At 63.1% G+C, this 14393-nt stretch carries 15 protein-coding genes and 1 pseudogene; 11 read left to right on the top strand and 5 right to left on the bottom strand.

Annotated elements, in window-relative coordinates; all coding sequences use genetic code 11:
• Positions 1-188: 188 nt before the first annotated feature.
• Positions 189-1139 carry a LysR family transcriptional regulator gene (locus tag ST3T6A_RS0109605; protein ID WP_019832699.1) on the bottom strand — a complete coding sequence of 317 codons (951 nt, stop codon included), beginning with the start codon at positions 1137-1139 and terminating at the stop codon, positions 189-191.
• A 109-nt stretch (positions 1140-1248) separates the two neighbouring features.
• Between ST3T6A_RS0109605 and ST3T6A_RS0109600 the strand changes: the two genes are divergently transcribed.
• The 4 genes from ST3T6A_RS0109600 (at position 1249) to ST3T6A_RS21695 (ending at position 4164) form a co-directional block, all read left to right on the top strand.
• On the top strand, positions 1249-2154 hold the full coding sequence (locus ST3T6A_RS0109600) for an alpha/beta fold hydrolase (RefSeq protein ID WP_051103432.1): 906 nt from the start codon (positions 1249-1251) through the stop codon (positions 2152-2154).
• A gap of 109 nt (positions 2155-2263) precedes the next feature.
• Positions 2264-3160, top strand: a complete 897-nt coding sequence (locus tag ST3T6A_RS0109595) for an MBL fold metallo-hydrolase (protein ID WP_019832697.1) — start codon at positions 2264-2266, stop codon at positions 3158-3160.
• 118 nt (positions 3161-3278) lie between these two features.
• Positions 3279-3590 (top strand): nuclear transport factor 2 family protein, encoded by a 312-nt coding sequence (locus ST3T6A_RS19790; protein ID WP_019832696.1) that lies wholly within the window; start codon positions 3279-3281, stop codon positions 3588-3590.
• A 292-nt stretch (positions 3591-3882) separates the two neighbouring features.
• Positions 3883-4164: a hypothetical protein gene (locus tag ST3T6A_RS21695; RefSeq protein ID WP_019832695.1), complete on the top strand. Its 282-nt coding sequence runs from the start codon at positions 3883-3885 to the stop codon at positions 4162-4164.
• 17 nt (positions 4165-4181) lie between these two features.
• On the opposite strand, the gene ST3T6A_RS0109580 is transcribed toward ST3T6A_RS21695, so the two are convergent.
• On the bottom strand, positions 4182-4556 hold the full coding sequence (locus tag ST3T6A_RS0109580; protein ID WP_019832694.1) for a hypothetical protein: 375 nt from the start codon (positions 4554-4556) through the stop codon (positions 4182-4184).
• Between the two features lie 57 nt (positions 4557-4613).
• On the opposite strand from ST3T6A_RS0109580, the gene ST3T6A_RS0109575 reads away from it, so the two are divergent.
• The 3 genes from ST3T6A_RS0109575 to ST3T6A_RS0109565 all read left to right on the top strand — a co-directional run bounded on the left by ST3T6A_RS0109575 (position 4614) and on the right by ST3T6A_RS0109565 (position 6220).
• On the top strand, positions 4614-5177 hold the full coding sequence (locus ST3T6A_RS0109575; protein WP_019832693.1) for a hypothetical protein: 564 nt from the start codon (positions 4614-4616) through the stop codon (positions 5175-5177).
• Positions 5178-5761: 584 nt separating this feature from the next.
• Complete coding sequence (locus ST3T6A_RS0109570; RefSeq protein ID WP_019832692.1) at positions 5762-5962, top strand: hypothetical protein; 201 nt, start codon at positions 5762-5764, stop codon at positions 5960-5962.
• A 51-nt stretch (positions 5963-6013) separates the two neighbouring features.
• Positions 6014-6220 (top strand): cold-shock protein, encoded by a 207-nt coding sequence (locus ST3T6A_RS0109565; protein ID WP_019832691.1) that lies wholly within the window; start codon positions 6014-6016, stop codon positions 6218-6220.
• Between the two features lie 149 nt (positions 6221-6369).
• Here ST3T6A_RS0109565 and ST3T6A_RS19785 read toward each other — a convergent pair whose 3' ends face one another.
• The 3 genes and pseudogenes from ST3T6A_RS19785 to ST3T6A_RS0109550 form a co-directional block, all read right to left on the bottom strand.
• Positions 6370-7293: a fatty acid desaturase gene (locus ST3T6A_RS19785; protein ID WP_235785764.1), complete on the bottom strand. Its 924-nt coding sequence runs from the start codon at positions 7291-7293 to the stop codon at positions 6370-6372.
• 589 nt (positions 7294-7882) lie between these two features.
• A pseudogene (locus tag ST3T6A_RS21970) lies at positions 7883-8025 on the bottom strand (zinc-binding dehydrogenase); the annotation flags it as partial.
• 157 nt (positions 8026-8182) lie between these two features.
• Positions 8183-8416, bottom strand: coding sequence for a hypothetical protein (locus tag ST3T6A_RS0109550; protein WP_019832689.1), 234 nt, complete (start codon positions 8414-8416; stop codon positions 8183-8185).
• A 308-nt stretch (positions 8417-8724) separates the two neighbouring features.
• Between ST3T6A_RS0109550 and ST3T6A_RS0109545 the strand changes: the two genes are divergently transcribed.
• The 4 genes from ST3T6A_RS0109545 to ST3T6A_RS19775 are packed head-to-tail and all read left to right on the top strand — an operon-like array spanning position 8725 to position 14305.
• Positions 8725-9402: a response regulator transcription factor gene (locus ST3T6A_RS0109545; RefSeq protein ID WP_019832688.1), complete on the top strand. Its 678-nt coding sequence runs from the start codon at positions 8725-8727 to the stop codon at positions 9400-9402.
• A complete protein-coding gene (locus ST3T6A_RS19780; RefSeq protein WP_019832687.1) occupies positions 9399-10823 on the top strand; it encodes a sensor histidine kinase in 1425 nt (474 codons plus the stop codon). Before ST3T6A_RS0109545 ends, ST3T6A_RS19780 begins: the two co-directional genes overlap by 4 nt.
• Before the next feature lie 36 nt (positions 10824-10859).
• Positions 10860-13109 carry a TonB-dependent receptor gene (locus ST3T6A_RS0109535; protein ID WP_202804582.1) on the top strand — a complete coding sequence of 750 codons (2250 nt, stop codon included), beginning with the start codon at positions 10860-10862 and terminating at the stop codon, positions 13107-13109.
• Positions 13109-14305 carry a histidine-type phosphatase gene (locus ST3T6A_RS19775; protein WP_019832685.1) on the top strand — a complete coding sequence of 399 codons (1197 nt, stop codon included), beginning with the start codon at positions 13109-13111 and terminating at the stop codon, positions 14303-14305. Before ST3T6A_RS0109535 ends, ST3T6A_RS19775 begins: the two co-directional genes overlap by 1 nt.
• The last annotated feature ends 88 nt before the right edge of the window (positions 14306-14393 follow it).

The raw sequence follows: 14393 nt of genomic DNA, 5'->3' as shown, positions 1-14393 counted from the left end.
GTTTCGGGCTCATCAATCGGGCCACGAGATGGCGGCAATGGGGCGCAAAGCTGGCGCGAGCACTCTTCAAGTCGCTGGGCAGAATCGACTGCCGTCCTGAAACAGCTTCGCCGACGGCGCGAGCCTTTGAGACGGAGCGGCTTACTGGTGCGCGAAGGGAGAACAGTGTCCTTTGCGAGGCCCGGTTATCAGGCCACTCCGCGTAGCTCGTGCACAGGAGCCAGCGTTTCCGTTGCCCTGAAGCTTGCTCGCAACCGCTCGCCGGCGAAATCCATGAAGGCACGAACCTTGGTGAGAGCCAGACGATGTTCTGAGGCGATCAGGTGAACGGGAACCGGCGGGGGCTGATCGTCTGGCAGAAGAATGACAAGCTTCCCGTCCAACACCTCTTGCTGGATCTTGTAGCTCAGGATCCGGACGATGCCTTCTCCATCCACTGCGGCGCTCACCGCTGCTTCGTCGGCATTGACCATGAGCCGCGGCCGGACCCTGACCGTCCGGGCCATCTTGCGTCCACGCAACGGCGGAAAGCTCCAGATATCCTCGGCGCTGGTGGGCTCGATGGCGATGCAGTCATGGCCTGCAAGATCCGAGATCGTCTCCGGCGCCCCTCGGCGGGCAAGATAGGCGGGAGACGCGCACAATACGCGGCGGACTTCGCCGATTTTCAAGGCGATCAGCGCCGAGTCCTGTAGCGGCGCGATGCGCAGGCCGACATCAATCCCTTCATCGACCAGGTTGGTCATGCGGTTGAGCAGGAGGTAGCGCACCTGCACCGCAGGATATTTGCTCAGGAACTCGCCGACGATCGGGCGCAGGATGCGCGTACCGAACATGACCGGAGCCGTCACCGTCAGTATGCCGTGAGGTACCATTCCCTCGCCCGTCGCAGAGCGGTCCGCCTCGTCGAGCTGCGCCAGGACATGACGACAGACCGCGACATAGCGCTCACCGGCCTCGGTTAACTGCAACCGGCGGGGCGTTCGGTGCAGCAGGATCGTGCCGACATGGCTTTCGAGCGCCGCGATCGCGCGCGTGATGGCGGCTGGCGAGCGGCCGAGACGCTGGCCGGCTCTGGCAAGGCTCCCCTCATTGAGCGCCGTCACGAAGACGCGCATCGTGTCGAGCCGATCGATCATGGTTTCGGGCTGTGGAAGCTAGGTTGCCGTATCTCGGGCATTCTGATCTCCCCGACAGCCGCCTACGCTCTCCTCAAGGCATGACTCGCCATGCCAAGGGAGACCGACGATGACTGCATCGAACGTTCTGCACCACGCATCGAGCAACCCGGTCACGCACTATCGAACGGCGACAGTGGGTGGGATCGAAATCTTCTATCGCGAAGCAGGCCCGTCAGACGGACCGGTCGTACTGCTGCTGCACGGCTTCCCGACATCCTCCCACATGTTCCGCAATCTGATACCGCTTCTGGCAGACAAATACCACGTCATCGCGCCGGACTATCCGGGCTTCGGGCACAGCGCAGCGCCGGATCACGCCGCCTTCGAGTACAGCTTCGGCCATTATGCCGACCTCATGGACGGCCTGCTCCAGCAACTGGGAGTGTCACGCTACGCGATGTACGTCATGGATTACGGCGCGCCGATTGGATACCGGCTCGCGCTGAAGCATCCGGAGCGCGTGAGCGCGTTCATCGTCCAGAATGGCAATGCCTATGAGGAGGGGTTGAAGGCCTTCTGGGATCCGATCAAAGCCTATTGGGCGGATAACTCTCAAGAGCGTCGCGAGGCACTCAATGTGCTGGTCACGCCGGAGACCACCAAATTCCAGTATGTCGATGGCGTCAGCGACGTCTCGCGGATCGATCCCGACAATTGGGCACATGACCAGGCGCTCCTCGACCGCCCGGGCAATCGCGACATCCAGTTCGACCTGTTCCGTGACTATGGCACGAACGTCCCCCTCTACCCCGATTTTCAGGCCTTTTTTCGGCAGCACAAGCCGCCGATGATCATCCTGTGGGGGAAGAACGACTTCATCTTCCCGGCCGACGGCGCGACGCCCTACCTGCGCGATTTGCCGGAGGCCGAATTGCATCTGCTCGACACCGGCCATTTCGCGCTCGAGGACAAGCTTGACGAGATGGTGCCGCTGATGCGCAGCTTCCTCGGCCGTCATCTCGACGACAACTGACCCGGCCAGCCATCCACCATCGGGAGACCGAGCGATGCGCGATCCTCTCCATAATCCGGCATCCCCGCGACGCCTTGTGGCTGACGGGCGGCGACGAAGGGGATTTCTCATGACCGCCGCCATTCTCAATCTCGGCGCGGCGCCGGTCGGTGCCCAGCAAACGCCCTACGACATGATCAATCGGGCTGCAGCCACCTCTCCGATCATCGTGCATCATCTCCGCGGCGGGATCAGCATGCTCGAAGGATCGGGCGGCAATATCGGCGTGCTGGTCGGCCCCGAGGGCAAGCTAATGGTCGATTGTGGGATCGCCGTCTCCCAGGCCAAGATCAAGCGCGCGCTCGCGGGGCTCGGGTCGGGGCAGGTGCATTACGCGATCATCACCCACTGGCATTGGGATCATAGCGACGGCGATGGCTGGGTCCGTGCCGCCGGTGCCACGTTGATCGCCGACAGGCTGGCGGTGCAGCGGCTCACCCAGACGATCCGCGTCGTCGAATGGGGGCACACCTTCTCCCCGGTCCCGACGAAGGATTTGCCGAACTCCGTGCTCACGGGTGACAAGCTGCTCCGCTTCGATGGCGAAACGGTGCGGATCCGGCACTATCGTCCGGGCCATACCGATGGCGATCTTTCGGCCCTGTTTGAAAAGGCCGACATCCTCCAGACCGGCGACACCTTCTGGAACGGCATGTATCCGTTCATCGACTATGTGACTGGTGGTAGCATCGACGGCGCCATCGCCGCCGCCAATGCCAACATCGCGATGGTCGGCGCACGCACGGTTGTCATACCGGGACATGGCCCGGTGGGCGATCGCACCGCCTTGGTCGCCTTCCGCGACATGCTGGTCAGCGTCCGCGCCCGCGTGTCTTCGCTCAAGTCACAGGGCAAGTCGCTGGAGGAGGTGCAGGCCGCACACCCGACCGCCGCCTTCGACGTGAAATGGGGCAGGTCGGTCATCGATGGCAAGCTCTTCACCGCGCTTGTTTATCGTGGCGTCTGACGCCGGAGCGGGACGAAGGGCATGGCGCAGCCGAACAGCATCGTCCTGGCGCAACGCCTCCTCGCCGCGATCGGAGACGGATCGCCTGCTGAAACGATCGCGGCCATGTTCAGCGACGATGCTCTGTTTGAAATCCCCCGGGGACAACGGCGTGCTGCCGTGGGTGGGCCGTCGGATGGGCCACCCGGCGGTCGTCAACTTCATCACCGCCATACGGTCACTGACGGAACCCCTGAGTTTCGACGTTGCGGACATCCTGGCGAACGACACACGCGCCGCGATCGTCGGAGAACTCGCCTCCCGGATCAAGGCAACCGAGAAGGTCGTCGAAACCGATTTTGCGATCATCCTCACCACGTCCGGTGACTGCATCACGCGGTTCCAGATGCTGGAGGATAGTTTCGCCGTGTCGAGAGCGGCACGGACGTGACGCTCGGCAACCCACTGGCTTCTCCGACTTGAGCGCATCCTTGGCAGAGTGTAGCGGTAACTGGGGCTTCGATCATTCCCAGCGCACGGATTGGAGACTCGAAATTTGCTCAGCCGAAACCGGATCGGCGCGCATGAATGAAGGGCCGCTTCTAGGATCAGGCAATATTGCAATGAGGGTCTGAAATGGGGCGCGAAACGGTCCGGCTCCTCGGCGAGGGTGAGGGGCCGGAAAGAGATTAGATTTCTGTTCCTTCGGCGAAGGTGAGCGCGTTCTCGACATCCGCGCCCAAATGCCGAACGTGTTCGATTTTCGTGTGGCCCAGCAGGACCTGATACCCAGCGAAGCGAGCGCGAAGAATCCGAAGCCGCATAGGGCCAGCCTAGAGAGCTGGATCCTGATCGGCGTCCAATCGTCTATCGATATCCTCAGCGATCAGGTCGAGTTGATCGAAGGATGCCAGAAACTCGAAGACGTCCCCTTCTTCCGTCTCGATGCGCAGATGATACCCGTCCTCATGAGGCTCGATCACCCAGTGTTTGAGGATGTTCGGCACCGTTTTCTCCATGTTTGACGGAAAGGACACGGCGGTCAGGCCGCAGGGACCAGGCAGGTCGTCCGGAAGAAGGCAAGATTGTGCGTAAGGCCCGCCACTCGCCCGTCGTCTCCCGCTTCCAGCGCATCCGCGATCAGGGACCACATACCCGCGCTGTGCGCACAGCGATCTTTGGTTTGCTGCTGGTCGGCCGACAGCGCCTGGCGGGCGGCATGCGAGGACCATGCGCGATAGAAGCCGATTCTCTGCTGCGACGTGATCATCCGCATCCGCCTGCGGCACATGAACAGGCGCTCTGCATCCCTGGATTGAGGGCAGTCATAGGGATCGGCGACCTCGTTCGTGCGCAGGGGCGCCCTGCCGTCTGTCACGAGGATGCGGTTCAACTCCGTGAGCGCCACTTGTACCATGTTCGTGCGACAGTGTCGCCTGAATAGGGGTAGGGCGTTTGCTGTGCTATCGAGGGGATGGGGCATCCCGCTCCGCAGGCGATCGTCATTCCCCGCATATCATCCATTGGCAGCGACCAGGCGTATAGCACCTTGTGCACCGCCGCCCTGTTCTTCGCCTCGGGCCGGGATTCGCCGGGCATCAATTCCGTCCCGCCCCGCTATCCTTCGAAAGTGGCCGGAAATGGCCTGCGGGAACTCGATCGCTTCCTCAACATATTGCTGGACGAGGTTGCGGCAGAGGCCGGCTGGAGCGCGGAGGACCTCCTCTTGCTGGCCCGGATCAGAAATACCCCCAACAAGCTGGAAAAGGTCTGCCTTCGCATGAATATCGAGGCAGGGCATGACGTCCCGCTGCGGGCCCTGGGTCGATGCCGTGACACATTGTTCCATTGCGGCGGGGTGGTTCGGCGGGGCGACGATCGGGACGCTCAAACCCTTACCCTGGGCTGGCCGAACGGCTTGGGCGGAACTGTGGCACATGTGCTCCGGATCGGAGACCAGCTGTCCCTTAGTCCCGCCGATCTGGCCTGGATTAGCCGCTTCTACATTCACATCGGCGATCTGTTGCGCGCAGGCTGAAATCAGGCGGATCCGGCGGTGCGATTGCAATTGCCCTCGAACAGGTCCATACGTGAGCGGCTAACGTCGCTTGCGACGGAATTTGGTGCTTCGGCATCGTTTTCCCTTACATGCTTCCGGCTGTGCGAGCCTCCGCTCGCAGCAAGACTTGTCTGTGGAAAGCTCATATTCCCATAGATTTGGCCTTCCTGGGCTCCTCTCCCGTTGGTGCGGCTGGTTTACTGGCGCAGAACGGAGTGTGTTTGTGACATCGTCCGATGCTATCGGATCATCCGATTTATGGCCGTTTCAGGTGCTGTCGGACAATGGGGTTGGCATCATTGTCATAACGAGCGGGCCTCCCCCCGCACGGAAAGTGCAGCGCAAATCATGTTGGCGCCTTATATCAACTACAAGCGCGAAGACGTCGCGCCAAAGGACATATGAATCATCTGAAATCCATTGCCCGCAAATTACCCGTACCTGTCTTCATTTTTCGGAAGAGCCCTACGATCCTGCTGCGCCCGACGACATTGTCCCGAGCTGAACTGAGGCAGATCGTCGCCGACGCGTTGGGCTGATCTTCGTTTTTCCGGGAGCCTGCGATGTCCGCCACCAGCGATTTCTATCTGGCCCGCGCCGCGGAATGCGGCCGCGAAGCCGAAGCTACAGCTCTGGCGAACGTGCGAGAACGCTTCCTGCGATCGCAGGAAGCGTGGCTTTCCATGGCGACCCGGCTTCAGAAGGGAGAGGCCCTGCGCGATCAGGCAATCGCCGAAAAGGCGGCAACAACCGAAACCAACTGAATTTTACCACAAGGGTGCGCCTTCCGGCCCATCCCTAACAAGGAGCTTTCCATGATCACCGGAACCGTCAAATTCTTCAACGCCGACAAGGGCTATGGCTTCATCGCGCCCGAGGACGGAAGCGGCGATGCGTTCGTGCATATCTCGGCGGTCGAGCGCGCGGGTATGCGCACGCTCGATAAGGATCAGCGCATCTCTTATGAGCTGGAAACCGATCGCCGCGGCAAGACCTCGGCCGTCAATCTTCAGCAGGCCTAAGGAATTCGGGGTGCCTTTGGGCACCCCTTATTTGAGCTTGATTCCGCTCCGCTCCCGTCGAGCGAAGCCATAGACATCGTCATCGCGATCCGATCGTCATCGCGATCCGAAGGCTGCTTGATCCGCCGCGTCAGTCCGCCTGATGACGGTCAGGCGCTCCGCAGATTCAGCTCCCGGAATTCAACCATCGTGCGGCGTTGCTCGTCCCAAAGAGCCAGCCGCCAGCACCCCAAGCTCTCACGCAATGTGATCCGCCTGGCGATGTGGCTCAGTTCCGGCGCTTCGTCGAAGCACGCCTGCAGGTGGTAGTTGGGAACGCGGCTGCACAGATGGTGGATGTGGTGCAGACCGATGTTGCCGCTGAACCATTGCAGGATCGGCGACAGCTTGAAATAGGAAGCGCCCTGAAGGGCGGATGCGTGGAAATTCCAGGCGCCGTCTCGCTCCCAATAGGCGTCGTCGAACTGGTGCTGGACATAGAAAAGCCAGTTTCCGATCCAGGATGCCAAGACCATGACAGGCAGATACACTGCCAGCACCTCCCAAACGCCTACGAACATCATCGGCAGGCCGAAAACCACCACCAGCGCCAGGTTCAGCGACAGCATGCTGCGACGAGCGGAGGGGTCTCGATACGACGCCCCCCTCGGTATCCGCTGGAGTATGATGAAGTTGAGAGGGGCTCCGATCAGAACCTGGATGTACGGGCTGCGATACAGCCGGTAGCCCAGTCTGCCGAGGCGCGACAGGCCTCGATATTCGTCGACCGTCAACGTCTCGACATCGCCACGACCGCGCCGATCCAGATTGCCGCTGGAGGCATGATGGATAGCGTGGCCCTGCTTCCAATGGCCGTACGGCGTGAGCGTCAGTACGGAGATTACGCGCCCGACGGCATCATTTGCTGCCCGTGATCTGAAAAACGAGCCATGGCCACAATCATGCTGGAAGATGAAGAGGCGAACGAGCAATCCGGCCGCAGGGAGTGCCATCATAAGCGCCAGCCCATGATGATGGGGAGATGCGATTCCCATCGCGACAAGCAACCCCACGAACGGCAAGGCGGTTGTCACCAGCTGAAAGGCGCTTAGCCTCCAGTCCGCTCTATAAGCCCTGAAACGTCGCGATAGGGCCTGTCCTAACTCCAGCATATCGAGCGATGCCTCACAACCGTCGCGAATCCGCGCGTTTTCGATGAGGGGCTCACCGCCCTCCGAAGGTCCGTCCGCCCCGCGAACACCCCCAGCACATGTTCCGACCACGACCAGATTCAAAGGCCACCCCTCTCCCAGCCCTCAGTGCCCGACAACGCCACCGTCGTGCGAGCCGGCACCACGTTTTGGGCTCTGAAAGATCGAGTGCCTGCGTTGATGAGTTGAAGCAACCGAAGATAACCAATTCCGATTTGAACGAAGCAGCGTCACGCCACAAATGCGCCGCTAACGCTGCCCCATCATTAAAAGCTGCTCATTTTCCCGTGATCCGAAGTGCTGAATCCGGGAGCAACTGACTGTCTATCCCAGATCATCGACGCCGATGAGCACATCAGTCGTCAATCCGGATAGCCCTCCTTCTTCAGGAGCCCGGCGAGATGGACAGCGTTGGCGGCCACCATCTTCGCCGTCCTGGCGACCATTTTCGGCGTCTCGTCGAGTCCTTGGTCGTCTCGGCGCCGAACCTCTGGCGAGCTCAAGCCGATGCGGGAAATGATCGATAGCGATCACCCTTTCGGCCCCCATCAGGAAGGCCGACTGGACCGCGAAGAGTCCGACCGGTCCGCAGCCCCACACCGCCACCGTGTCGCCCGCAAGCCAGATGAACGAATATCTGACTATTCGGGCTGAGCGCTACGTGGCTAATGCGCAGGAGGTGCTGATGAAGCTAAACACGCTCCAGCGTTTATATGAAAAGAGGCTGCAAGCTTAAGCCTGCCGCCCCTCGTCAAACCCTTGGGAGAGGTGATTACGCGTCCTGGGGGGACGCGTCGAACAGCGCCATCATGCCGATCTGCGTGCCCTTGACCGAAGCCTTGGCCAGACCACGGATGCCATCGAGACCGATGCGTTGCACGGTCTGGTAGGTGTCGTCGTTACGCTTGGTCCAACGGACCTTGGACGAGTAGACGAGATTGAGCCGGCCCGACAGCGGTTGCCGACCTGAACGAAGGCAGCTTGCCCGGAACCGGCCAGTCGGCAATCGGCCCGCCCTGCTCGTTCGGACGTGCCGCGAGTGCAGCCGTCCGGAGACAATCTCGTAAACGGCGGCAATAGAGTCCCCGATGCGGTCAGTTGGAAGGCCCCGAGCCGCCACCTGAATGGGCGGCGGCTTTCAGGATCGAGGTCCGCTCTGCTGTATGACCGCAATGCGGCGCCGAGCAGCCGTCGACCTACATGAAATTGGACGGTTATCATCCGCGCGCCGAATGCGCAGCCTCTGCGAATTGTCACAATGCAGCGTTACAGGTGGACGTTTGCCAATGCACTTGAAGGCAGCGGGCGTTGCAATTGCTACTTGTCGAGGACGACCCGCTCATCGCGGAGGAACTGGCCGCCAAGCTCGGCTCGCTCGGCCATCATTGCAGGGTTGCCGCTACGGGAACCGAAGCGATCGAGGCCTTCAACCAGATGCCGTTCGAAGCGATCATCCTCGACCGCATGCTGCCAGACCTTACCGGCACCGGCTTGCTCGACCACCTGCGCGCGCAAGGGGTCCTGCCCCCCGTCCTGATGCTGTCGGCGCTGGGGAGTTCGAGCGACAAGGTCGAAGGGCTCAATGCCGGCGCCGACGACTATCTCGCCAAGCCCTACGATATCGGGGAGCTCAACGCGCGACTGGCGGCGATCGTCCGGCGCGGGCCGCAGGTGCATGGCGACGTGATCAGCCTGTCGATCGGGCAATTGCGGCTCGATGGCACCAACCACAATGTCCGTTTCGGCGCGGCGCAGCGGCATCTCAACCGCATCGAATTCTCGCTGCTGCTGTTCCTGATGCGCCATGCCGACCGGCTGGTGACCCGCGCCATGCTGTTCGAAGGGGTGTGGAGCCATTCCTTCCAGCCGCTCCCCAACCTGGTGGACAGCAACATATCGCGGCTGCGGCGGCGCCTGCTCGAACTGGGCTGCGATCCGATCGTCACCCGGCGCGGCGAAGGCTATGTGCTGCTGAGCGAGCAGTGCCAGTGACCGCACGCCGGCGCGAGACCGATCCCGGCATCGGCCGGCTTTCGCTCCGGATCGGCGCGGCGGTGGCGCTGGGGATGGCGGTCGCGGCCTCGATCGTGCTGGCGCTCACCAGCCTGCAATTCTCCCGCGAGCTCGACGCGTCGCTCTACAAGGAGATGGGCAAGCTGATGCCGCCCAGTGCGCCGCGCGACACCGCCTCGGTCGCCGATCGGGTGATCCGACGCGCCGCATCGCGCTCCACATCGATGAAGATCGCCTTGCTCTACGATGCGTCGGGCCGCCGGATCGTTGGGCGCGTGGACCTGCCGCTGCAGCGCGCTGGACTGGTGACGCTCAGCTACCGCGACGGGGATTCGAAACCCAAGGACGGTCGCGCCTTCACCATCCGCCTGCCCGACGGCGCGCATCTCACCGTCCTCCATCATGACGAGATGAAGGAGGTGGTGCGCGACATGCTGCCGGCGTTGGTACTGTGCCTGGCGCTGTTCGGGGCGCTGATGGGCGTGCTCGCCAGCCGGACGATGGCGCGGATGATCGCTGCGCGCCTCGCTCTGACCCGCACCACCGCAGATGCGATCGCCGCCGGCGACCTCTCGCAGCGCGTGCCCGTCGACGATCGAGAGGGGATATTCGCCGCGCAGGCGCAGAGCTTCAACCGCATGATCGCGCGGATGGAGGAGATGGTGGAAGGCCAGCGCCATTTTGCCAGCCACCTCGCGCACGATCTGCGGACCCCGCTCACCCGCCTGCGTGCACTGCTGACCCGCGAGAGCAATGATCCGGCCGACTTCGCCACCCTGCGCCTGGCCGCCGAGCGCGAATGTTCCGCGATCATCGCCACCTTCGAAGCGCTTCTGCGCCTGTCCGAGATAGAAGCCGGGCGACACGATGCGCCGCGCACCGCGCTGATGTTCGACGATCTGCTCGAGGATGTCGCCAATTCGATGGAACCCGTGCTGGTCGAGGCGGGCTGCGCGCTGGCGATCGGGCCGTTCGAGCCCGCCATCCTGATGGGCGATCGCAGCCTGTTGCTCCAGCTGTTCATGAACCTGCTCGACAATGTCGCGCGGCACACCGGCCCCGGCACCCGCGCCCGGATCGCGATGCACCGCGAGGGCGCGGAAGCGGTCGTCTCGCTGGCCGACGACGGACCTGGCCTGGCCGACGCCGATCGCGCGCGGGTGCTGCGCCCCTTCGAGCGTGGGAACGACAAGAGTGCCAATCGGGGCAGCGGCCTCGGCCTCGCGATCGCCAAGGCGATCGTCGGGTTCCACGACGGCTCGCTTCGCCTGCTGGACGGCGCGCCGGGGATGATCGTCGAGATTCGCTTCCCCGCGCATCAGCCCGCGCCAATGTCCGAAATCGGCGACCTTGCAGGAATATCAGGTTCCACCGAGCGATCTGTCATACCGGTTGCGTAGCGCGCCCTTCGATTGATCCATCGAAGGGGGTCCCCAATGCGCCGTCCGACACTTTTGTGTGCCACCTCGCTGTTCGCCATGGCGACGCCTGCGCTGGCCCAGACCAGCACTTCCGATACCGCGCCCGCCGCCGACATCACCGTCATCGGCCACGAGCTCCCGCTGGCGCCCTCCTCGATGCCGCTGGACGCGATGCAGCCGACCTCCGTCATCCAGTCCGGCTTCATCGCCAACAACATCCCACCGCTCGCCAGCATCGACGACATCATCAAGTTCCAGCCGAGCGTCTGGACGTCGAACCCCAACGGCCCCGGCATCGGCAAGGCCGAGACGATGGCGATCCGCGGCTTTCAGGACGGCCAGTATAACGTCACGTTCGACGGCATTCCGTTCGGCGACTCGCAGGATCTCCACCACACCACCTCGTCGCTGTTCATCGCCCATGCGCTGCAGGAGGCGCAGATCGATCGCGGGCCCGGATCGGCCAGCACGATCGGCAAGGCCACCTTCGGCGGCACCGTCGGCTTCCTCTCGAAAGACCCGCTCGATCACTTCGACGTCGACGCCTATGGCACGGCGGGCAGCTTCAACACCTTCTCGGGCGGCGGCCGGGTCGACAGCGGTGACATCGGCGGTTTCCGCATGTTCGCCGAAGGGCAGCATGAGAAAACCGACGGCTACCTTACAGGCTCCGCTGAACATCGCGACAACCTGATCGGCAAGGCGATCTACCAGATCAGCCCGACCACCAAGCTGACCGCGCTCGCCAGCTACAATCGCGAGTTCCAGTACACCACGCAGGGCGCCACGCTGCAGGAATATCAGAAATACGGCAACAATTACGGCCTGTGCAAAGACAAAACCGCGATGTGCTATTTCGGCTACCAGCCGAGTCACTACACGACCGATTTCGAATATCTCCGACTGCAGACCAGCATCGGCCCGGTGCAGATCGACAACCAGGCTTATCACAATGGCTTCACGCACAAATATACCGAGTCGAGCGACGCGTCGGACGATAATCCCGCTGATAATGGCGTGACCTTCTACAGCCCGACTAACATCGGCAAAAAGGTCGCCACCTACGCCACTGACATCAAGGGCAAGCACACCGACGCCGTCGTCAGCACCTGGGGCGACACCCTGCGCTTCGAGGCCCCAACCAAGTTCGCCGACTTTAAATGGGGTGTCTGGTTCGACTCCCAGCACGACAAGCGCTATTCGGAAACGGTCGACATCACGCAGGACGGCGTCCCCGTTCCCGGCAAGACGGGCACGGCCCTTTCCTACCAATATGCCGATCTGGGCACGACCTGGCAGCCTTATGTCGAGGTCGATCTGCGCCCGGTCGACGGGCTGACCATCAACCCCGGCGTCAAATACACCAGCTACCAGCGCGATCTGCACGCGACGATCAACAAGGGCGGCCCCAACGGCGAGACCGACATCGCCTATCACGCCTGGCAGCCCTCGATCGCGGCCAACTACCGCATCGCCTCCAATTGGTCGGCCTATGCGCAGATGGCGCGCGGATTCCTCGCCCCGCCGATCGACGTGTTCCAGGTAGAGGACCCCACAGACCTGAAGCCCGAGCTGACCTGGAACTATCAGGTCGGCACCGTGCTCCACGGCAACCGCTGGAGCCTCTCGGCCGACGCTTACTATATCGACTTCTCGAATTTCCTCTCGCCTGTGACCACCGTCGTCGACGGCACCGAGGAGAGCAGCTTCGTCAATGCTGGCGGCGCGATCTACAAGGGCCTGGAATTCGAGGGCCAGTATGTGCTCGCGCACGGCCTCTCCTTCTACGGCAACGCCACTCTGAACTCGGCCAAATACAAGGGCACCCATGCGTCGCTGGCCGAGGCGCCGAAGTGGACCGCCGCCGCCGGCCTGATCTACGAGAACAAGCACGGCCCATTCGCGTCGCTGATCGGCAAGTGGGTCGGCCCGCGCTATGGCAACGACAATGGCAACGTGCCGATGGATGCGGGCTATCTCAACGGCAGCGTGCCTATCGCCGCCGGCACGATCGACGACCCGACCAGCCATATCGGCACCACCTTCTCCGCCGATCTGGCGTTCGGCTGGCACTTCGATCATGTCGCGGGATTGTTTCATGAGCTGACCGCCTCGGTAAAGGTCGGCAATTTGTTCAACAGCCACGCGGTCATGGATTATGCCGGCACCCAGTCGACCACGGCGGACGGAGAGCAGTCGCCCTACAATCTCTATCTGCGCCAGCCCGGCCGCAGCGTGTTCTTCAATCTGGAGACGCATTTCTGATGCGCCTCGTGATGCGTGTGCTGGCGGCAGTGCTGGCGACGTCGGCGGCGGCATCATCCGCGACATCCGCCACCCCGGCCTCCGGCTGGCGGATCGACCGGGTGGTCGTGGTGATGCGCCACGGCATCCGCCCGCCCACCAAGGCCGAACCGCTGCCGGCCGGTCTCGCCCCCGCGCCATGGCCGGCCTGGGATGTGGGCTGGGGCGAACTCAGCCATCACGGCGAGCAGGCGGTGACGATGCTCGGCGCGTTCGATCGGGCGACCTATGCCGATGTGCTGGGATCAGGTTGCCCGGCGATACGCGCCGTGGCCGACACCGACCAGCGCACGGTTCGCACCGCCGAAGTCTACGTCGCGGCGCTATTGCCGGGTTGTAAGACGAGCGTGGATCACAAGGCGGCGGGAGAACGGGACCCGCGCTTCTCGCCCTTCGACGGCACGTCGCCGCTAACCAATGCCGAGACGGCCGCCGCCGCAAATGCGGCACTGCCCCAGGGCGGCGCGTCGCAGCTCGATCGCGATCTGGCCGACGACTGGGCCGCGATCGATCACATCCTCGATTGCCACGCGTCCCCTTGCATCACCGCGAAACCGACCGCCGTTTCGGCCAACGGTGGACGGGTGAAGCTGAGCGGTGCGCTGGCTACCGGCGGCAGCTTCTCCGAGACTCTCGCACTGGAATATGCCGACGGGCAGCCGCTTGCACAGGTCGGCTGGGGCCGCGCGACCCGCGGCACGATCACGCATCTGCTGGAATTACACAGCTGGGAGTTCGCAGTGACCGCCCGCCCGCCGGCGATCGCGCGCGCGGGATCATCCGCGCTGCTCCGTGAGGTGGCCAGCGCCCTGTCCGCACCGGATGCGCCGGCGTACAGCCTGTTCGTAGGCCACGACACCAATCTCGCCCTGATCGGCGGCGCGCTGGGCCTGCACTGGCAGGCGGTCCAGTTCGCCACCGACGATCCGCCGCCCGGTGGCGCCCTGATCTTCGAGCGCTGGACCGACGGATCCGGGCGTTACCGACTGGCCGTCCGTTTTCGCAGCCAGTCGCTCGACGAGATGCGCGACCTCACTCCGCTCTCGCCCGCTGCGGTGCAGACGCTGCGTGTCGCGGGTTGCACGGAGAGCGCCGGTTGCGATGCTTCTGGATTGCGTTCCGCGCTGCAATCCGAAAGCTCGCCATTGGAAAAGTGATCGCAAACCGTGAGAAGCAATCGAAAGCCGGAGACGATGCAGATGCACCGCGCGAACTCCCGAAACAGTCAGTCCGCGATTGGCCATT

The sequence above is a fragment of the Sphingomonas sp. PR090111-T3T-6A genome, assembly GCF_000383095.1.
In the GTDB taxonomy this organism is placed as follows: Bacteria; Pseudomonadota; Alphaproteobacteria; order Sphingomonadales; family Sphingomonadaceae; genus Solisphingomonas.
The sequence above is the reverse complement of the archived record's forward strand: the minus strand, read 5'-3'. Positions and strand labels throughout refer to the sequence as shown.